The sequence below is a fragment of the Streptomyces griseus genome, assembly GCF_900460065.1.
Taxonomy (GTDB): Bacteria; Actinomycetota; Actinomycetes; order Streptomycetales; family Streptomycetaceae; genus Streptomyces; species Streptomyces griseus.
This window is the reverse complement of sequence record NZ_UAVD01000012.1, coordinates 1-19,295: the sequence shown is the minus strand read 5'-3', so window position 1 is coordinate 19,295 and position 19,295 is coordinate 1. Positions and strand designations below refer to the sequence as shown.

Genomic DNA, 19,295 nt, shown 5'->3' with positions numbered 1-19,295 from the left:
GAAGGGGAGAGGCGGCGGGGGGAGAAGGTCCACGGGGACAGGACCGAGGCCGACCGAAGCCGACCACGATCCACGAAAACCGACGGACCCGACAGGACCGACAGAGCCAACGGGACCGACGGACCCGACAGGACCAACGGGACCGACAGGACCGACGGAACCTATGCAGCCCGTCAGGCGGCCAGGTCCTTCTCCCCCGGGTCGCCCCGGCCGGAACCGGGGCGCGGCTCGGGGATGCCCATCGCCTCGCCGTGCTCGTCCGCGTACGCGACGGGCGCGCTCTTCGACCGGACGAACCAGCCCACCCGCGGCGAGCGGGAGACCGCCGCCATCAGCGGGGTCAGCAGCGCCATGGCGAGCGGGGCCAGCAGCAGGGTGACGGCCGTACCGAGGGCGAACCCGCCGATCACGTCGGTCGGATAGTGGACGCCCATGTAGATCCGGCTGAAACCGGCGAAGATCGCGAGGCCGATCGCGTAGAGGCCGAACTTCCGGTTCGCCACGAAGATGCCGACGGCGATGCCCATGGCCAGGGTGGAGTGGTCACTGACGAACGAGAAGTCCGTCTTGCCGTGGATCAGGACCTCAAGGCCTTCGTGGTCGTTGAACGGGCGGGGCCGTTCGACGAAACCGCGGATCGGGACGTTGATGAGGATCGCGATGGCGGCGGCGAGCGGCGCCCAGACGATGGCGGCGGCAGCCGTCACCGAGTCCTCGGCCGTCCCGCGCTTGCGCATGCTCCACCAGCACCACAGGCCCAGCAGCACCAGGCCGAACATGATCCCGTACTCGCCGACGAACTCCATGACCCGGTCGAACCAGGTCGGAGCGGCCTTCGCGAGACCGTTGATGTCGTAGAGCAGACTGACGTCCGGGTTCGACCCGTCGAGTTCGAGTCCAGCCATCTGCTGCGGCCCCTTGCCTTGTCTGCTTCTTCTGCTGCGACGCGCGTCCTTGCCCGCCGCCGTGGTCGAACCCCCGTGTCCGGTGCTGTCCGCTACCGCACTGCACAGCATCGCCGTACTGCATCACCGCATCGCCGTACTGCCTCACTACCGCATCACCGCGACGCGTGGTCGGTGCGCATGCCGTTCCCGTCCCCTGTCCAGGGAACGGCCCGCCAGTCGTGTGCGTTCCGCTCTCCACCGAATGATCACCATGACGTTATCGAAGAGTGACTCGTCATCGCAGCTCAGGGCCCAGGCTTCACGGAGAGTTCCGACCGCGGCCGACTGTCCGTCAGCGCCCGTGGCCGCTCCGGAAGCCCCGGAGTCCCCGGCCTCCCCGGCCCGAACACCCGCACGGGAGACGCGGACCGACACCGGGCAGGGTGCGGGAGCCGGTATCGGGGAGACATCCGTCACCCTGTGGGGAGATCTGTCGGAAGGGCGGCGGCGCCGTCCTTGGTGACCCGTGTCGCACCGAAGTAGTCCGGCGTATCGATCTTGTCGAACCGGATGACCGCTCCGGTGAACGGCGCGTTGATCATATAGCCGCCCCCGACGTACAGCCCGACGTGCCGGATCGCCCGCGAGTTGGTGAGGTCGTCGGAGAAGAACACCAGATCCCCCGGGAGCAGCTCGTCCCGCGAGGGGTGCGGCCCCGCGTTGTACTGGTCGTTGGCGACGCGCGGCAGTTCGATGCCGACGGTCCGGTACGCGGCCTGGGTCAGCCCCGAGCAGTCGAACCGGCCCTGCTGCTCGGGCGTACCGTTGCCGCCCCACAGATACGGCGTGCCGAGCTTCTTCTGCGCGAAGTAGATGGCCCCGGCGGCCTGCCGGGAGGGCGCGACACGGCCGACGGGCCGGGCGAAACTCTTCTCCAACGAGCGGATGATCTTGACGTAGTTCTGCGTCTCCCGGTACGGCGGGACGCCGCCGTACTTGATCACCGCGTAGGCGCCCGCGTTGTACGCGGCGAGCATGTTGCTCGTCGGGTCGCCCGGCACCTTCTTCACGTACCCGGCGAGCTCGCAGTCGTACGAGGCGGCCGAGGGGATCGCGTCGGCGGGGTCCCACACGTCCCGCTTGCCGTCGCCGTTGCCGTCGATCCCGTGCGTGGCCCACGTACCGGGGATGAACTGGGCGATGCCCTGCGCGGCGGCGTGGCTCTGCGCCCGCGGGTTCCAGCCGCTCTCCTGGTACAACTGCGCCGCCAGCAGGGCCGGGTTGATGGCGGGGCAGAGGTTGCCCCACTTCTGCACCAGCGGCTGGAACCGCGCCGGGACCGCCCCCTTGGCCAGCGCGACGGCACCGCCGCCCCCCGACCCGGCGAGCCCGGCGGCGGCGGAGTACGTACCGACGACGAGCAGCGCCAGGAAGCACATGACCATGCCGACGCCGATGCCACCGAACACCCAGAATTTCCGCACCCCTCAACCATCCCCCATCGGGGCGCGCTTCAGAGCCCTTTTCGACGGTGTGTACGAGTCATCCGCGGCACACCACCGGCGCACCCGAAGCACACGGGGGCGTCGACGGCTCACCGGCATCAGGGGTGACGCGCGCTCAGTCGCCCGTACCCGACCAGAAGTCGGACCGGACGTTGGGCCGGGGCAGCGGGTAGACGTCCTTGTAGGAGGGGCCGTTCGGCTCGCTGGTGGGAGCGGCGACCTTGGACTCCTTCACACAGGGGCTGTCGGCCTCCAGGAAGGCCTGGCCCTTCCCACGGAAGGAGACGCTGACACCGAACCCGTTCTTCGTGACCGCGTAGACCGCAGGGAACTTCTCGTCCTTGTTGACCGCCTTGATCCGGTAGTCGTTCTTCCGCCAGAACGTCTCCGCACGGTCCAGGAACGTCTGGCGGAGCTCGGGGGAGACGACGGTCATGACGGCCCGTCGGCGGGTCACCCCGCAGGCACGGGTGGTGGTCGGCCCGTGCGCCCACCGCACATCGGGGTCGATGCCCTTCAGGACCGCGTCCAGCATCGCGTCGGACTGCTCGGCAGCCTCCTGCATGTCCATCCCGCGCTCCTTTCCGGTGCTCACGCCGCCGTCGCGCGCGCCGGCGTCCTCACTCCCGCACCCGGACAGCACGACCCCCAGGGCAAGGACCACCGCGCCGAGGGGCAGAGCCCGCTTCGCTCGACTCACTTCGGTTCCTCCATCTTGAGCCGGTCGGCGTTGCCCGACACGATCAGGGCGATGCTGTCCGCGGACACGGCATCGCGTTCCGGGCTGAAGTAGTTCGAGTGCGAGTCCAGACTGATTCCGCTCCCGCTGACGAGCGGCGGACCGTCCGCCACCGGGAAGCGCCGCGCCCCGAACGCCTTGCTCGCCGGATCCTTCCCGAACCACAGGTCGTCGTCACCCGGATCGGCCAGATCGCCGGCCAGATAGGCGCCGCCGGGGCCGCCGAGGGCCAGCCCGATGCCGCCCACCACCACCTGGGTCTTCGAGGGCAGCTTGGTCACCGGGTCGTTGGCGGCGGCGCCCACGAAGACGTGCTCGCTGCCGACGCCGAGGTCCACGGCGTGGTCGACGCCGACCCCCGGGCTGCCCACCAGGATGATGTCGTCGACCCCGGGGATCCCGCCGGGCCGGGCCGCCGCCGCGCCCACGGTCCTGGAACCGTAGGAGTGCCCGATGGCCGTCAGGTGCGGGTCCTTGTTCTGGTTGGTCACGGAGATCCCGTCCATGAAGCCGCGGTAGGCCTCCCCGCCCTTCTCGGCGCGCCCGGTGCCCATGACGGCGAAGTAGCCGGCCACCCCGTCCTTGTCCGGCAACTGGGGCGCGTCGTACCCGAGCCAGACGATGGACGCCGTGGACTCGTCGTACCCCTGCGCCCCGATCGCGGTGTCGCGGGCCCGCCCGAGGTCGTTCTTGGCGAACTCCTCGTCGAGCGAGGTGTTGAGCCCCGGCACGTACGCCGACACGTGCTGGGAGGCGTCCGGATTGCCGAACGAGACGATGGCCCGCCCGTTGCCCTCGTCCCCGATCCCGATGAGGTACATGGGCGGCTTGCCGTTCTCCTTCAACTGCCGGTCGATCTCCCGCAACCCGGCCAACTGGTCCCGGGCCTTGTCGGTGTCGACCCCCTCCAGCCTGTCGATCAGCGCGGGGAGGTTCCTGCGGTTGGCGGCGTCCCGCGCGAGGACCGGGATGCCGTCGAGATTGCCGATCCGCTCCGGGACGAGCTCGATGTAGCGTTCGCGCTCCTCCGGAGAGAGCCCGTCCCACCAGGCCTTGTTCCCGGCGGGCGTCGCGTTCTGCGGGATCCGCCCGCTGAGGTGCGCCCGCTCGGCGTCCCGCACCTCGGCGTCGACCCGCGCCCCCGAGCCGGGTATCGCCAGCCCGGCGCCGGCGCCGCCGACCGCCTTGTTCCAGTCCCAGACGGCGCCGACGAAGTCGCCCCGGTCCCACTTCTCGCCCGCGCCCCGGGTGTCGCGTTCCCACTGGTCGACGATGCGCTGACCGCTCTCGCCCGGCCGCAGGACCGCGTCCACGACCCCTTGGACGTCACCGCCCAGCCCGTCCCCGAGGAACCCGTCGAGGAACCCGCCGCCGTTGGGGCCCGGGGGTCTACCCGCGTCGACCGGCACGATGGCATCGCTCGGAGGGAAGGCGTCGCCGCCCTGGGGGCCGCTCTGGTCGCCGCCTTGGGGGCCGCCTGAAGTGCCGGCGCCGCCCGTGCTGCCGGAGCCGCCGTCGCCGGCGGTGCCGCCGCTGTCTCCCCCGGTACCGCCGTTGCTTCCGGTACCGCCGGTACCGCCAGTGCTTCCGGTGGTGGCGGTCCCTCCGACGTCACCGGTGTCACCGGATCCACCGCTGGTACCGGTGTCACCGCTGGTACCGGTGCTGCCGGCACCACCGGTGAGGCTGGACTCGTCACCGCCGCCCCCATCGGCGCCGGCACCGCCGTCCGTACCGCTGCCCGGACCGCCGGCGCTGTCGCCGCCCCCGGTGCCGCCGTCGGCATTTCCGCCACCGGCCACGACGTCGTGCCCCGGCGCCGGGCACGAGCCACCGGTGAGCTCGCAGATCGCGCTGCGGATCTCCGCGGTGAGCTGCCTGCCGGTCCCGGTGGCGGTCAGCCCGCCGACGAGCGCCACGACCACGAGCACGAGGCCCAGGTACTCCATCGCGGTCTGCCCGGTGTCGCGCCGCAGCTTCATCATCCGGGCGAAGCTGAACAGCCGTTGCTCGGCCCGCTGCTCCGGACCGCTGCGGAACCATCGGCGGCTCTCCGGCCGGCACAGCAGCACGATGGCGGCCGTCGGGATCACCAGCCGGGCCACACCCCCCGCCCCGGCCCCGCCGCTCAGCTCCGCGAGGGCACCGAGGACGATCCACGCCTGAACGGCGAGAAGCCCGTACCAGACCCGGACCCCGCCCTTGCGGACGTACAGCGACAGCACGAAGGCACCGATTCCGGGCAACGACGCGTAGAGCAGCAGCCCGAGGAGGTACCCGTCGACCGCGTCCACCGAGGCCGCCGTGGACAGGGCCCTGATCGCGCCCACCAGGGTGGCCACGAAGAGGACGTGAAGGAGGATCAGCACCGCCTGCAACGCCCGGGGCATCAGCTGCCCCGAACCCGCCTCGGCAGCGCTTACATCGACGCCGACAGGGACCGCGCTTCTTCGTATGCCGGACAAGAGCAGTCCCCTACCTCGTGAGTGGGCGGAACGGGCGACAGATCAGTCACTCCGCGTATGCGACCACACGGGCGGGGGCCACGACATGGGCCCCAGGACCCAATACCGGGCTCAAAGCCCCTACGCACCGGCTCAGTTGAGCCAGCACGCCCTCATCACGACCCTGTCACCGCCGCTCGGGGGCGCCTGCGGGTCAGCAGCCCGGGCGGACGCCGGGGTGAGGGCGGTGAACTCCCACCCCCTCCCATCCACCACGGCCGGACTGCCCAGCCTCGGTGACTCCCCCACACGCTCCCCCGACGGCACCTGACAACGCATCGAACAGGAGGCCGACCGGCGCACCGACGGCTCTCGAACGGCGCATACGAACACGCCGTGCCCCGTGAACGCTGCAACCGCGTCAGGAACCCATGCCCACCGTCGTTGCTCCTGGTCACACCCCGTGATACACAGAGTAACCAGGTATGTGCGCGAAAGGCCGGCCGAGCCGCAGGTCAGGGCGGGCGCCCCGGTCAAACGTGCGAGATCCGGGTAAAGAGACCCGGGAAGGCGTCGTGCGAGCGCGGTTTCATCAGCGAAGATAGAAGGCGACCCGTGCCGGACGGCACGGGCAGCGAACTACCCAACAGGGGCGGTGACTTACATGATCCTGGCAGCAGAGAAGGGCGACATCACCACCATCATCGGCGGAATCGCTCCGGACTGGGGGCCGTTCGGGACGCTGGGCAACGAGGCGCGCATCATGATCGAGGTGGTGATGGCCATCGCCATTCTCCTCTGCCTCGGCATCGCGATCTGGGGCGCGGCGAAGCAGCGCATCGGAGCGACGGCACTCCGCGACACGTTCAGCGCGGAGCAGGGCAAGGGGCTGATCGTGGCAGGGCTGACAGGGGTCTTCATCATCGGCTCCCTGGGCACCCTGTTCACCATCGTCTACGGAATGGCCGTCTGACCCGCCGCCGGCCGTCCACCTCCGGGCCCCTCCGGCCCGCTCCCCACCGTCCGCCCGTCGTGCCCACCGGCTGAGGTTGCGTTTCCCTGATGTCGAGTCACCACACCGCGCTCAAGCGGCAACCAGCACAGCTACCGTCGCCCTGCGCGGAACCGCACACGACCGAGGGAGCGAACGCGGCATGAGTCCCGGTGACGAGCACGACTACCGCGGCAAGGACCAGGGGGGACGCCCGGACGACCCGTACAGCACCCTCGGCGGCACCCGTCAGACCCGCACCCGTCTCCCCGACGGCGACGGCGGACTCCCGCACGCGCGCCGCCCGGTCCGCAACTCCCGCTCCCTCGTGACGATCACCGGTGTCGTGGTCCTCCTCATCGCTGCCATCGCCTTCGCCAACCGCGGCGGTGGCGGCGACGAGGACGCCGCCTCGGGCGCGAAGAAGCCGGGAACCGCGGGAAGCGCCCCCACCGCACCGACCGGCACCAAGCCCGTCCAGGGCAAGAACGGAACCATCGCCTCCGGCTTCGCCCAGGACGAGCAGGGGGCGCAGAGCGCCGCGGCGAACTATGCGGTGGCGTTGGTTTCCGCAGAAATCCTCAAGCCCGAGAATCGATCGGCGATCGTCGACCAGATCTTTGTCGCAGAGAAGGCGAGCGGCCTCAAGGAAAAGTTTGACCAGGCGTACGGTAAGGACTTTCTCGACAAAGTAGGCCTGGATGAGAACGGCTCCGCCCCTGACGGGCTGACATACATTTCGAGAACAGCACCGGTCGGAACCAAAGCGATCGAGTACACGGCGTCAAGCGCCACCGTCGAGGTGTGGTGCACCGGCGTGTTCGGTATGGCCGGAGTCAGCTCGACCAACCCGGTGAGCAGCGACTGGTTCACGATGTCGCTGAAGCTTCGCTGGGTGGACGGCGACTGGAAGGTCGAGAGCTTCGGTCAGAAGGACGGCCCTTCTCCCGTGAGCATGGATCGCACTGCTTCGAGCGCAGATGAAATGGCCTCGGCAGTGGAGGAGTTCGGGGGGTTCACCTATGCCCGCTAAAACGCGACGGACAGTCACAGCCACTGTTCTGCTCACCGGAGCCCAGACCGCCATGTTTGCCATGGCGGGCAAAGCGGTCGCTGCTCCCACGCCTACACCTACACCATCCGGTCAAGAGCGGTGCGACCTGATCGTCGGCCCCGCCAAGGACTACTGCGAAGGCGGCGAAGGAGCCGGTTCACGAACCCAGGACGTCCCTTCCACCGACGCCCTCGACCCCCTCTCCTCCCTGGCCCGAGGCTGCGCCGACGCCGCCTCCTGGATCGTCGGCAAGCTCAGCGAGGCCGTCGAGTCCACGGCCAACGTCGACTTCACCAACCCCAAGTTCCTCCAGCAGTACGCCGTCATCTTCGCGGCCTCCACCATCCTGACCCTCGTCCTCTGGCTCCTCGCCGTGGCCAAGCGGGCCATCCGCGGCGTCCCGCTCACCACCGCGATCTCCGAGGCCGTGGGCTTCCTCTGGCTGACGGTCCTCGCCTCGGCCTTCACCCCGCTGATCCTCTACACGATCGTCTCCGCCACCGACGGCGTCACCGAGGTCATCTCCTCCGCCACCGGCGGCCAGACCGACGTCTTCTTCGGTTCGTTCGCCGAAGCCCTCAAGAAGGGCGAGGACATCGGCGGCGGACCGATCATGCTGATCGTCGTCTCGCTCGTCTCGATCCTCGCCGCCGGCATCCTGTGGCTGGAGCTCGTCATCCGCGCCGCCCTGCTCTACGTCGGCGCGCTCCTCGGGATCGTCGTCTACGCCGGCCTCGTCGACAAGAACATGTGGGGCCACGTCCGCCGCTGGGCCGGCATCATGATCGCGGTGATCATGGTCAAGCCGGTCATCGTCATCGTCCTCGGCCTCGCCGGAGCACTCTCCACGGGCGACGGCCCCGACGCCTTCTCCGCCGTCGTCTCCGGCCTCTCCATCATCCTGCTGGCCATCTTCGCCTCCGCCATGATCTACCGCTTCGTCCCCGGCTTCGGCGACGAGATCCAGGGCGCCCGCACCAACCGCAAGCAGGCCACCGACGGCTCCCAGGCCGCCGCCATGATCAGCTCCCCGGCCGCCCTCGTCTCGCAGGGCATCAAGACCCACAGCGGCCGCAACGACCAGAACAGCGGCGGAGGCGGAGGCGCCCGCCCCGCCAACCCGGCCAGCGGCGGTGTCGCCGCCCACAGCTCCCGCACCACCGGCGGAGGCGGCGGCGCCCCCTCGCCCCGCAGCGGGTCCGCACCCACCTCCGGGACCCCCCACAGCAGCCGCTCCTCCCGAGGCGGAGGCGGCTTCGGCAGCACAGGCAACTCGAACACAGGAGGTGGAGGGCGTTGACGACCCAGTCCCACACGATGACGCCCCGCCGCACGTATCTCATCGGCCGCGCCCGGCCGAACGCGATCGTCGGCAAGAACCGCGAGACCGGAGAGATCGCCCTGATCATCGCCGGGGCGTTCCTCGGCATGATGAGCGGACTCCTCGTCCCCGTCCTCTCCCTCCGCATCGTCTGCCTCGTGGGCTTCCCGATGCTGGCGCTCGCCATCGTGTACGTCCCCTACAAGGGCCGCACCTTCTACAAGTGGTTCGAGATCAACCGCAGCTTCAAACGCTCCCTCCGCCGCGGCACCGCCTACCGCTCCACGGCCATGGAGGCGGGCGTCGGCTCCGACGGCCGTGAGGTCGAGATCGGCCCGCCCCCCGGCATCGGCCGGATCAGCTGGCTCGCCGCCCCCTTCGGCCCCGACGAGATCGCCGTACTCCTCCACGCCGACCGCCGTACCGTCACCGCGGCCATCGAGATCGAGGGCCCCGGCGTCGGCCTCCGCGACAGCGAGGACCAGGAGGCCCTCGTCGACCGCTTCGGCACCCTCCTCAAGCACGTGGCCAACGGAGACGGCTTCGTCACCCGCCTCCAGATGCTCGCCCGCACCCTCCCCGCCGACCCGGACGCCCACGCCAAGGACGTCGCCCAGCGCGGCGACAAGGCGTCCCCCGGCTGGCTCCAGGACTCCTACGACCAGCTCCAGTCCATGGTCTCCACCTCCAGCGAGCAGCACCGCGCCTACCTCGTCGCCTGCATGCACTACAGCCGTGAACTGGCCGCCGAGGCCAACGCCATGGCCCGCGCCGCCCGCCCCCACGGCGGTCGCAAGCTCGACCGCGACGCCGGCCTCGCCGTCGTCATGGCCCGCGAGCTCAACGACATCTGCGCCCGCCTCGCGGAGGCCGACATCCGCGTCCGCCAGCCGCTCGGCCAGAGCCGCGTCGCCTCCCTCGTGCACTCCATGTACGACCCCGACCACCCCATCGACCACATCCAGGCCATGACCAAGCGCAACGCCTGGCCCGCCGAACTGGACGCGGTCGAGCCGACGTTCCTCCAGGCCAAGACCCGCGAGTCCACCACCCGCGCCCCCTGGTGCCACGCCACGGCCTGGGTGAAGGAGTGGCCGATGACCCCCGTCGGCGTCAACTTCCTCGCCCCGCTCCTCGTCCACACCCCCGACGTCATCCGTACGGTCGCCGTCTGCATGGACCTCGAACCCACCGAGGTCGCCATCGAACGCATGCTGACCGAGAAGACCAACGACGACGCCGAGGCCAGCCGCCAGGCCAAGATGAACCGCACCGTCGACCCCCGCGACATCGCCGCCCACGGCCGACTCGACCAGCGGGGTGAAGATCTCGCCAGCGGTGCGGCCGGAGTCAACCTGGTGGGGTACATCACGGTGTCGTCCCGTTCACCCGAGGCCCTGGCCCGCGACAAGCGCACGATCCGCGCCTCGGCGGGCAAGTCGTACCTCAAGTTGGAGTGGTGCGACCGCGAGCACCACCGGGCCTTCGTGAACACACTGCCGTTCGCCACGGGCATCCGCCGCTGACGCACGGAGCCGTCGGCGGCACCGCTGGGACGCGGTGCCGCCACGAAGCCCGAGCCCGACCTCCCCGCCCCGCCCCGCCCCCGCCATGTCCCCCACACACGGCACGCCCGGAACAACACCCCCGTACCGCACACCCGAACCGCACACCCGAACCGCACACCCGCGACAAGAGAGGGCGCCCCCACCATGCGAGACCCCCTGTCCGCATTGTCGGATGCCTTCACCTCCTTCCTCTTCGGCAAGGTGGAGACGACCCGCCTCCCCGTCCGTACGTCGACGGGCCAGGCCCAGGCTGTCTACCTCCCCACCGCCGCCCCCGGCCTCGGCGACTCCGGCGTGATCATCGGCCGCGAGGTCTACAGCGGCAAGGGGTACATCTACGACCCCTTCCAGCTGTACGGGCAGCAGCTCCCCGCCCCCCACTGGCTCGTCCTCGGCGAGTCCGGCAACGGCAAGTCGGCGCTGGAGAAGACCTACGTCCTGCGCCAGCTCCGCTTCCGCGACCGCCAGGTCGTCGTCCTCGACGCGCAGGGCGAGGACGGCGTCGGCGAATGGAACCTCATCGCCCAGGAGCTGGGCATAACCCCCATCCGCCTGGACCCCACCGCAGCGCTCAACGGCGGCATCCGCCTCAACCCCCTCGACCCCTCCATCACCACCACCGGCCAGCTCGCCCTGCTCCGTACGATCATCGAAGTCGCGATGGGCCACGGCCTCGACGAGCGTTCCGGCTTCGCGCTCAAGGTCGCCCACGCCTACGTCACCGCGACCATCACCGACCGCCAGCCGGTCCTGATGGACATCGTGGAGCAGCTGCGCCACCCGGAGCCCGAGTCCGCCGAGGCGATGAACGTGGACATAGACGATGTACGGGCCTGGGGCCTGGACGTCGCCCTCGTCCTGGACCGGCTCGTCGACGGCGACCTGCGCGGCATGTTCGACGGCCCGACCACCGTCGGCATCGACCTCGACGCGCCGCTCATCGTCTTCGACCTCTCGCACATCGACCGCAACTCGATCGCGATGCCGATCCTGATGGCGATCGTCGGCGTCTGGCTGGAGCACACCTGGATCAGGCCCGACCGCAAGAAGCGCATCTTCCTGGTCGAGGAGGCGTGGCACATCATCAACTCGCCCTTCGTCGCCCAGCTTTTCCAGCGTCTCCTGAAGTTCGGACGCCGCCTCGGCCTCTCCTTCGTCGCCGTCGTCCACCACCTCAGCGACGTGGTGGACGGGGCCGCGGCGAAGGAGGCGGCGGCCATCCTCAAGATGGCCTCCACCCGCACGATCTACGCCCAGAAGACGGACGAGGCCCGAGCGACCGGCCAGGTCATCGGCCTGCCCCGCTGGGCCGTCGAGATCATCCCGACCCTCACCCCCGGCATCGCCGTCTGGGACGTCAACGGCAACGTCCAGGTCGTCAAACACCTGATCACCGAGGCCGAACGCCCCCTGGTCTTCACCGACCGCGCCATGACCGAGGGATCGACTCCGGACGCGGACGACCTGCTCCCCGAGGACATCCGCGCCGCCGAGCTGGAGGCGGAGCAGCGGGCGGCCCGCATCGAGCACCAGCAACGGATGAACGAGTCGTCAGAGTCAACGGTGGCATGACATGGCACGCCAGGCACCACGGGGCCGGGGCAACGGTCCCGCTCATCACGGCGGACACGACGACCGGCCCCAGGGCGGCGGCATCCCGGACGGCCTGCTGATCGGCCTCCTGGGGCTCCTCCTCGCCGCCACCCTGGTCGGCTGGACGGCCACCGGCCTCGCCGGACTCCTCGCCCACGGGGCGTGGCCGGACGGCGTGACGTTCACCCGGTCCCCGCTCGCCCTGCGCGAACTGGCCACCGCCCCCCAGGACCTCGCCGCGGCCTGGCCCGGGACACCCCCGGCCCAGCTCTCCGGGTACGGCCTGTTCTGGGGGCTGTTCATCGGCGAACTGATGGTGCTGGTGGTCCTCGTGGTGTTCACGCTCGGCGTCGTGGCCCGTGGTCGTGCCGTACGGGAACGGCGCCGCGAGGAACGCACCCTCGAAGCGCCGGAGAAGCAGCCCCCCGCACAAGCCCCGTCCCAGCACCAGCCCCCATCACCAGCACCAGCACCGACCCTGACGAAGGCCCACCCCGCCACGGCCGCGAGCCCACCCGCGGCCTCAGTCACCCCCACGGCCCCCGCTCCCCCCGAAGCCCCGGCACCCCCCGGGGCCGCCCAGGAGCCCCCGGCAACCGCCCCCTCCGACACCCCGCTCCCTCACACCCCGCCCCTCCCCCTCCTCCCCTCCCCCCGCGCCCCCCTCCTCGTCTACGCCGCCGCCCCGGAGCGCCGCCCCACCGTCGTCCGGGCCGTGCACGACGCCGAGGGCCCCGCCCTCGTCGTCACCTCGGACCCCACCGTCTGGGCCGAGACGAAGGACGCCCGCGCCAAGCTCGGCCCGGTCCTCCTCTACGACCCGGGCCACCTCTGCGACACCCCGGCCCGCCTCCACTGGTCGCCCACCGCCGGCTGCGAGCTCCCCGACGTCGCCGCCGCACGCGCCGCCGCCCTGCTCGCCCCGGTACGCCCGCAGGCCCGGATCGACGCGGCGGTGGCCGACACGGCGCAGACCCTCCTCCAGTGCTGGCTGCACGCCGCCGCGGTGGACGGCCGTCCCTTCCGCCAGGTCCTCCGCTGGGCCTCCGGCTCCGGCGCCCACGAACCGGTACGCCTCCTCCGTACGCACCCCAAGGCCGCCTCCGGACTCGCCGGGCTGCTGGAGTCCGCCCTCACCGCCTATCCCGAACGCCGCGAAGTGGCCCAGGAACTGACGGTACGGGCGTTCGCCGCGCTCTCCACGGTGCACATCCGCGAGGCCTGCACGGCGAACCGAGCGGATTCCCTCGCGTTGGAATCTTTTGCGGACGAAGGGGGAACGCTCTATCTGGTGGGCGAATCCATCGAGGATCCCCGCTCCCGCCCAGGCGCGATGCCCCTCCTCACCGCGCTCGCCGCAGACGTGGTCGAGCACGGCCGCCGCATGGCCGCACGGTCATCCGACGGTCGGCTCGACCCACCAATGACGCTCGTCCTCGACGACGTCGCGGCCGTGGCGCCCCTGCCCCAGCTCCCGGAACTGCTCGCGACGGGCCGGCACCGGGGCATGCCCGCCCTGGTGCTGCTCCGCTCCCGGGAACAGGCACGGGCCCGCTGGCAGGACCGCCTGCGCGCCCCCGCCCCGGGCGTCGGCTGAGGGCCGGTCCGTCCCCCGGTCCCCGGCGGGCGCACGGCCCACGGAGAGCCGGCCGGACGTCAAGGGCCCGGGAGCACCGCCAACGGCTGTCCCGCGGCTCCTGGCGGGACAGTCCTCAGCCGTCCCGCCCGAGGACGTACTCCAGCTCCAGCTCACCCCGGTCCCCCGGGGCCGGAATCCGCTGCCCGGAGGGGACGAACCCGAACCTCCGGTAGAACGCGGCGGCCCGCGGATTCCTCTCGTGCACATAGAGGCGCACCCGCTCCAGCCGGGGCGAGGAACGCGACCACGCCCACGCGACGGCCTCCCGGAACAGCGCGTCCGTCACCCCGGTCCCCCGTACCTCGGGACGGACGAACACACCGACCAGGTGCGCCTGTTCCATCGCGGGCGCCTCCCCGAAGCGCACCTCGTCCGCCGGACTCTCGACGAGCACGGTGACCGACCCCACCCACACGCCTTCGGGCGACTCCGCGACGAACTGCCGGACCCGGCCGCCCCCGCCAGCGGCGGAAGCGGCAGCCCGGTCCTGCCAGTAGGCGTCCGGTTTCGCCGCGGCCTCCTCGTACGACTCCAGGAACGCCACCGGCGCCGCCGGGTCCCTCAGAGCGTCCAGCCGCAACTGTCTGACCTGCGGCCATTCCTCGGCCCGCACCGCGCGCGTCACATAATCCATGCCCCGATCCTCACCCCCTCCCGCCCGACGTTCAACCGACTAACCCCACCCCCGGCCCCGCCACCCCCGCCCCGACCCCCACACGCCGTCGTACCGCGGTACTACGCCCCGGGCCCACGTCCAGCCCCCGGTCGGACGACCCGCCCGCGCCGCCTCCGTAGCGTCGACCGCATGATCAAGGCACACGGACTCACCAAGCGGTACGCCGGCCGAACCGTCGTCCAGGACCTCGACTTCACCGTCCGCCCCGGCACGGTCACCGGCTTCCTCGGCCCCAACGGCGCCGGGAAGTCCACGACGATGCGCATGCTGCTCGGCCTCGACGCCCCGACGCGCGGCCGCTCCACCGTCCACGGCCGCTCCTACGCCGCCCACCCCGCGCCCCTCACCCAGGTCGGCGCCCTGCTGGAGGCCCGGTCCGTCCATCCGGGCCGGTCAGCCTTCCACCACCTGATGGCCCTCGCCCACACCCACGGCATCCCCCGCCGCCGCGTCGAGGAGGTCATCGACCTCGCCGGGCTGACCGCCGCCGCCCACCGGAGGGTCAAGGGCTTCTCCCTCGGCATGGGCCAGCGGCTCGGCATCGCCGCCGCTCTCCTCGGCGACCCCGCCACGGTCATCCTGGACGAACCGGTCAACGGACTGGACCCCGAAGGCGTCCTGTGGATCCGCACCCTCCTCACCTCCCTCGCGGCCGAAGGCCGTACGGTCCTCGTCTCCTCCCACCTGATGAGCGAGATGGCCCTCACCGCCGACCACCTGATCGTCATCGGCCGCGGCAGGCTCCTCGCCGACACCACGGTGGCCGAGCTGATCCGCTCCGCGGGCGGGGCGTCCGTCAAGGTCGTCACCCCGCAGCCGGACGGTCTGAGCGCACACCTGACGGGCCCGGGGGTGACCGTCACCGCCACCGGGGCTCCCGCCACCGATGCCCCGGTCCACGAACTCCGGATCCGAGGGGTGGACGCGGCGTACATCGGACGCGTGGCCGCCACGCACGCGATCACCCTGCACGAACTCACACCGCAGACCGTGTCACTGGAGCAGGCGTTCATGGACCTCACCCAGGAATCGGTCGACCACCGGCCACAGCAGAAGCCCCCGCCGCCTCCCGGCCCCTCCCCTCTCACCGGAGCAGCAGCATGACCACCACCCACCCCGCCCCCGCGTCCCCCGGCCCGAACCCGGGCCCGAACGCGAGCACGCCGTCGACACCGCCCTCCCCCGCCGCCGCACCGCCCGCGCGGTACCGCGTCACCCCGACCCGGGTCCTGCGCTCGGAATGGCACAAGCTCCGTTCCCTGCGCTCCTCCTGGATCACCGTGGTCTCGGCGATCGTCATGGTCCTGGGCGTCGGCCTGATCATGGGCGGGACATACACCTCCGGCGGCGGTGACTCCGACGTCGACACGGTCGTCCTGACCCTCTACGGCAGCATGCTCGGCCAGTTGTGCCTGGTCGTCCTGGGCATCCTGATGACCGCCGGCGAGTACGCGACCGGCATGATCCGCTCCTCGCTCACCGCCGTGCCCGCCCGGCTCCCCGTCCTGTGGGCCAAGGCCGCCGTGTTCGCCACCACCGTCTTCACGGTCATGTTCGCGACGGCCCTGGTCACGTTCGCAGCCGCCCAGGCCTTCCTCCACGACACCGACCAGGCCGCCTCGCTCACCGACCCGGGCATCCTGGGCGCCCTGGCGGGCAACGCGACCGCCCTCACCCTGATGGGCCTGCTCGCTCTCGGCCTCGGCGCACTGCTGCGCTCGGTGCCCGGCGCGATCGGCGCGTTCATCGGCGGTGTCATGATCCTGCCGGAGATCCTCGGGATGCTTCCGTACGAGGCCGTGGAGCGCGCCATCAGGTACTTTCCCACCCAGGCCGCCGGCGCCCTGGGCTCCGCCACCCCCATCCCGGGCACCATCTCCCCCGGCCCCGCGCTGCTCGCCCTGTCCCTGTGGGCGGGCACGACCCTGGCCGCGGCGGCCCTCACGCTCGACCGCCGCGACGTCTGACCCACGAGGAGCGACCAGGTGACGGACCACCCCCGGGCCGCCGGCACACCCCAGGCCCCCGACGCCGCCCCGGCACCACCCCCGCCCGTCGGCACCGGGGGCACGGTGGCCCCCCTCACCCGGATCATCCGCGACGCCCTGGACCGCCTCCGCGCCTTCGACCGACGGCGGCCACGGGTCTGGGACGCGGCGGTGACCGGGTTCTGGGTCGTGGCGGCGGTGCTCGACTACACCTCCGGCGGGTGGCGGACCGTCGCACGGGACGACGTGACGGCGCCCGAACCGCTGGTGCTCCTGATGAGCGTCTGCTTCTCGCTGCCGCTGCTGTGGCGTCGCGGCCACCCCATGGCCGTACTGCTGGTGATGGCGCCGGCGTCCCTGGTGAACATCTGGACGGGCGCCGTGGTCCAGGCCGCGCTGCTCCAGCTGATCCCGGTGTTCCACATCGTCCTGCGCTCCTCGTTCCGTACGGTCGGGGCCGCGGCAGCGCTGTTCGTCGCCCCGGTTCTGGCCATCGGCGTCCGCATCCCCTCCGCCTGGGGCCAGGAGGTGGTCTCGTACGTCTGGGGCCTGGTCTTCGTCGTCCTGCTGGGGATCGCGGTACGCACCCGGCGCGAGTACACCGAGGCCCTGGTCGAGCGCGCACACCGGCTGGAGCGCGAACGCGACCAGCAGGCCCGGCTCGCCGCGGCAGCCGAACGCACCCGCATCGCACGGGAGATGCACGACATCATCGGCCACAACCTGTCGGTCATCACGAGTCTGGCGGACGGCGGGGCCTACGCGGCCCGGAAGAACCCGGAACGCGCGGGCCAGGCGCTGGAGGCCATCGGCGCCACCAGCAGGCAGGCCCTGTCCGAGTTGCGTCGCCTCCTGGGCGTCCTGCGCGACGCCGGAGCCGAGGCCGGACGCGCTCCGCAGCCGACGCTCGACGAACTGGCCCCCCTCATCGAACGCGTACGCCGGGCGGGCCTGCCCGTCCACCTGGAGCTCGAAGGCGACCCCCGCGCGCTGTCGATCACCCCGGGCCGCCAGCTCACCGTGTACCGGGTGGTTCAGGAGGCCCTGACCAACACCCTCAAGCACGCCACCGGGCCCACGTCCGCGACGGTCACGCTCACTTGCTCGCACACCCACCTCGACGCCCGCATCACCGATACGGGCACCGGAGCCGGCCCGGCCGTGGACGCGGAGGACGCCGTGCCGCCGACGCAGGGCATCATGGGCATGCGGGAACGCGCCGCGCTGTACGACGGCACCGTCGAGGCAGGGCCGCTGCCGAACGGCGGCGGCTGGCAGATACGACTCCGCCTTCCCCTGGAGGACACGCCCCCGTGACGACCGTACTCATCGCGGACGACCAGCCGATGCAGCGCTTCGGCTCCCGCATGCTGCTGGAGAGCCAGGACGACATGACGGTCGTCGGCGAGGCGGCCAACGGCAACGAAGCCGTCGGCCTGGTCGCCCGCCACCGGCCGGACGTCGTCCTGATGGACATCCGCATGCCGGGCCTGGACGGCATCGAGGCGACCCGGCGCATCATCGCGTCGGGAGCGGGGACCCGCATCCTGATCGTCACGACGTTCGACCTGGACGAGTACGCCTACGACGGTCTGCGCGCCGGGGCCAGCGGCTTCCTGGTCAAGGACGCCCTGCCCGAGGAGCTCCTCGCCGGCATCCGCGCGGTGGCCGCGGGCGACGCCGTGGTCGCCCCGACCCTGACGCGCCGTCTCCTGGACGCCTACGTCCACCATCTCCCCGCGACACCCGGCGCACCGGCCGCGGCGGACCCGCGCATCACGGCGCTGACGGAACGGGAGCGGGAGATCCTCACCGTGATCGGCCAGGGCTGGTCCAACTCGGAGATAGCAGCCCGCCTCCACCTCGCCGAGTCCACGGTGAAGACGCACGTGACCCGCATCCTCGCCAAAACCGGCGCGAGGGACCGGGTCCAGGCCGTGATCCTGGCCTACGACACCCGCCTCGTCACCCCGATGTAGGCGGCCCGCGGACGGTGCGCAGACATCCGGGCATCCGGAACGTCCGACAAAAGGCCCCGGAACGCAGAAAAGCCCCGCACCATACGGTGCGGGGCTTTCCCGGAAAAATTGTTCGGCGGCGTCCTACTCTCCCACAGGGTCCCCCCTGCAGTACCATCGGCGCTGAAAGGCTTAGCTTCCGGGTTCGGAATGTAACCGGGCGTTTCCCTAACGCAATGACCACCGAAACACTATGAAATTAACCAACACCGGACAACAACACGGCCGTTCGTTATTTCAGAACCAACACAGTGGACGCGAGCAACTGAGGACAAGCCCTCGGCCTATTAGTACCAGTCAGCTCCACCCGTTACCGGGCTTCCACATCTGGCCTATCAACCCAGTCGTCTACTGGGAGCCTTAACCCTTCAAGAGGGTGGGAATACTCATCTCGAAGCAGGCTTCCCGCTTAGATGCTTTCAGCGGTTATCCTTTCCGAACGTAGCCAACCAGCCATGCCCTTGGCAGGACAACTGGCACACCAGAGGTTCGTCCGTCCCGGTCCTCTCGTACTAGGGACAGCCCTTCTCAATATTCCTACGCGCACAGCGGATAGGGACCGAACTGTCTCACGACGTTCTAAACCCAGCTCGCGTACCGCTTTAATGGGCGAACAGCCCAACCCTTGGGACCGACTCCAGCCCCAGGATGCGACGAGCCGACATCGAGGTGCCAAACCATCCCGTCGATATGGACTCTTGGGGAAGATCAGCCTGTTATCCCCGGGGTACCTTTTATCCGTTGAGCGACAGCGCTTCCACAAGCCACTGCCGGATCACTAGTCCCGACTTTCGTCCCTGCTCGACCCGTCGGTCTCACAGTCAAGCTCCCTTGTGCACTTACACTCAACACCTGATTGCCAACCAGGCTGA

Annotated in this window: 15 protein-coding genes and 2 rRNA genes; 10 read left to right on the top strand and 7 right to left on the bottom strand. The window is 70.8% G+C overall.

Annotated features, from left to right (window positions below):
• Positions 1-173: 173 nt before the first annotated feature.
• The 4 genes from DTB53_RS06930 to DTB53_RS06915 all read right to left on the bottom strand — a co-directional run bounded on the left by DTB53_RS06930 (position 174) and on the right by DTB53_RS06915 (position 5,521).
• On the bottom strand, positions 174-905 hold the full coding sequence (locus DTB53_RS06930) for a phosphatase PAP2 family protein (protein WP_012380242.1): 732 nt from the start codon (positions 903-905) through the stop codon (positions 174-176).
• A 455-nt stretch (positions 906-1,360) separates the two neighbouring features.
• Positions 1,361-2,356, bottom strand: a complete 996-nt coding sequence (locus DTB53_RS06925) for a C40 family peptidase (RefSeq protein ID WP_030705859.1) — start codon at positions 2,354-2,356, stop codon at positions 1,361-1,363.
• 151 nt (positions 2,357-2,507) lie between these two features.
• On the bottom strand, positions 2,508-3,092 hold the full coding sequence (locus DTB53_RS06920) for a hypothetical protein (protein WP_012380241.1): 585 nt from the start codon (positions 3,090-3,092) through the stop codon (positions 2,508-2,510).
• Positions 3,089-5,521 (bottom strand): alpha/beta hydrolase, encoded by a 2,433-nt coding sequence (locus tag DTB53_RS06915; RefSeq protein WP_042496801.1) that lies wholly within the window; start codon positions 5,519-5,521, stop codon positions 3,089-3,091. The genes DTB53_RS06920 and DTB53_RS06915 overlap by 4 nt, the downstream gene beginning before the upstream one ends.
• A 718-nt stretch (positions 5,522-6,239) precedes the next feature.
• Here DTB53_RS06915 and DTB53_RS06910 point away from each other — a divergent pair.
• The 6 genes from DTB53_RS06910 to DTB53_RS06885 all read left to right on the top strand — a co-directional run bounded on the left by DTB53_RS06910 (position 6,240) and on the right by DTB53_RS06885 (position 13,699).
• The gene (locus DTB53_RS06910) at positions 6,240-6,548 is read left to right on the top strand and encodes a DUF8827 family protein (protein WP_003968086.1); all 309 of its coding nucleotides are present in this window, start codon (positions 6,240-6,242) and stop codon (positions 6,546-6,548) included.
• Between the two features lie 181 nt (positions 6,549-6,729).
• Entirely contained in the window at positions 6,730-7,599 is an 870-nt protein-coding gene (locus DTB53_RS06905) for a DUF8175 domain-containg protein (RefSeq protein WP_012380239.1), read from the top strand.
• Positions 7,600-7,660: 61 nt separating this feature from the next.
• A complete protein-coding gene (locus DTB53_RS06900) occupies positions 7,661-8,920 on the top strand; it encodes a hypothetical protein (RefSeq protein WP_012380238.1) in 1,260 nt (419 codons plus the stop codon).
• Positions 8,917-10,467, top strand: a complete 1,551-nt coding sequence (locus tag DTB53_RS06895; RefSeq protein ID WP_003968083.1) for an SCO6880 family protein — start codon at positions 8,917-8,919, stop codon at positions 10,465-10,467. Before DTB53_RS06900 ends, DTB53_RS06895 begins: the two co-directional genes overlap by 4 nt.
• A gap of 186 nt (positions 10,468-10,653) precedes the next feature.
• Positions 10,654-12,081: an ATP-binding protein gene (locus tag DTB53_RS06890; RefSeq protein WP_003968082.1), complete on the top strand. Its 1,428-nt coding sequence runs from the start codon at positions 10,654-10,656 to the stop codon at positions 12,079-12,081.
• Position 12,082: 1 nt separating this feature from the next.
• Positions 12,083-13,699, top strand: a complete 1,617-nt coding sequence (locus DTB53_RS06885; RefSeq protein WP_012380237.1) for a type IV secretory system conjugative DNA transfer family protein — start codon at positions 12,083-12,085, stop codon at positions 13,697-13,699.
• 115 nt (positions 13,700-13,814) lie between these two features.
• Here the strand turns inward: DTB53_RS06885 and DTB53_RS06880 are convergent, their stop codons facing one another.
• Positions 13,815-14,375 carry a GNAT family N-acetyltransferase gene (locus DTB53_RS06880; RefSeq protein WP_012380236.1) on the bottom strand — a complete coding sequence of 187 codons (561 nt, stop codon included), beginning with the start codon at positions 14,373-14,375 and terminating at the stop codon, positions 13,815-13,817.
• A 171-nt stretch (positions 14,376-14,546) separates the two neighbouring features.
• On the opposite strand from DTB53_RS06880, the gene DTB53_RS06875 reads away from it, so the two are divergent.
• Genes DTB53_RS06875 through DTB53_RS06860 form a run of 4 tightly spaced genes read left to right on the top strand, consistent with a single transcriptional unit; the run spans position 14,547 to position 18,384 of the window.
• On the top strand, positions 14,547-15,521 hold the full coding sequence (locus DTB53_RS06875; protein ID WP_012380235.1) for an ABC transporter ATP-binding protein: 975 nt from the start codon (positions 14,547-14,549) through the stop codon (positions 15,519-15,521).
• Positions 15,518-16,384 carry an ABC transporter permease gene (locus tag DTB53_RS06870; RefSeq protein WP_012380234.1) on the top strand — a complete coding sequence of 289 codons (867 nt, stop codon included), beginning with the start codon at positions 15,518-15,520 and terminating at the stop codon, positions 16,382-16,384. The genes DTB53_RS06875 and DTB53_RS06870 overlap by 4 nt, the downstream gene beginning before the upstream one ends.
• Before the next feature lie 18 nt (positions 16,385-16,402).
• Positions 16,403-17,722 (top strand): sensor histidine kinase, encoded by a 1,320-nt coding sequence (locus DTB53_RS06865; RefSeq protein WP_012380233.1) that lies wholly within the window; start codon positions 16,403-16,405, stop codon positions 17,720-17,722.
• On the top strand, positions 17,719-18,384 hold the full coding sequence (locus DTB53_RS06860; RefSeq protein WP_003968076.1) for a response regulator: 666 nt from the start codon (positions 17,719-17,721) through the stop codon (positions 18,382-18,384). The genes DTB53_RS06865 and DTB53_RS06860 overlap by 4 nt, the downstream gene beginning before the upstream one ends.
• A gap of 110 nt (positions 18,385-18,494) precedes the next feature.
• On the opposite strand, the gene rrf is transcribed toward DTB53_RS06860, so the two are convergent.
• Both rrf and DTB53_RS06850 read right to left on the bottom strand, forming a co-directional pair.
• Positions 18,495-18,611, bottom strand: a 5S ribosomal RNA gene (gene rrf / locus DTB53_RS06855).
• Positions 18,612-18,690: 79 nt separating this feature from the next.
• Positions 18,691-19,295: ribosomal RNA gene (locus tag DTB53_RS06850) — 23S ribosomal RNA — on the bottom strand; the annotation flags it as partial.

What these genes read in the sequence shown, in the direction of transcription:
- DTB53_RS06930 (WP_012380242.1), bottom strand. Translation starts at nt 905, where the DNA reads ATGGCTGGACTCGAACTCGACGGGTCGAACCCGGACGTCAGTCTGCTC.
- DTB53_RS06915 (WP_042496801.1), bottom strand. Translation starts at nt 5,521, where the DNA reads ATGCCCCGGGCGTTGCAGGCGGTGCTGATCCTCCTTCACGTCCTCTTC.
- DTB53_RS06910 (WP_003968086.1), top strand. Translation starts at nt 6,240, where the DNA reads ATGATCCTGGCAGCAGAGAAGGGCGACATCACCACCATCATCGGCGGA.
- DTB53_RS06905 (WP_012380239.1), top strand. Translation starts at nt 6,730, where the DNA reads ATGAGTCCCGGTGACGAGCACGACTACCGCGGCAAGGACCAGGGGGGA.
- DTB53_RS06900 (WP_012380238.1), top strand. Translation starts at nt 7,661, where the DNA reads ATGGCGGGCAAAGCGGTCGCTGCTCCCACGCCTACACCTACACCATCC.
- DTB53_RS06890 (WP_003968082.1), top strand. Translation starts at nt 10,654, where the DNA reads ATGCGAGACCCCCTGTCCGCATTGTCGGATGCCTTCACCTCCTTCCTC.
- DTB53_RS06885 (WP_012380237.1), top strand. Translation starts at nt 12,083, where the DNA reads ATGGCACGCCAGGCACCACGGGGCCGGGGCAACGGTCCCGCTCATCAC.
- DTB53_RS06880 (WP_012380236.1), bottom strand. Translation starts at nt 14,375, where the DNA reads ATGGATTATGTGACGCGCGCGGTGCGGGCCGAGGAATGGCCGCAGGTC.
- DTB53_RS06875 (WP_012380235.1), top strand. Translation starts at nt 14,547, where the DNA reads ATGATCAAGGCACACGGACTCACCAAGCGGTACGCCGGCCGAACCGTC.
- DTB53_RS06870 (WP_012380234.1), top strand. Translation starts at nt 15,518, where the DNA reads ATGACCACCACCCACCCCGCCCCCGCGTCCCCCGGCCCGAACCCGGGC.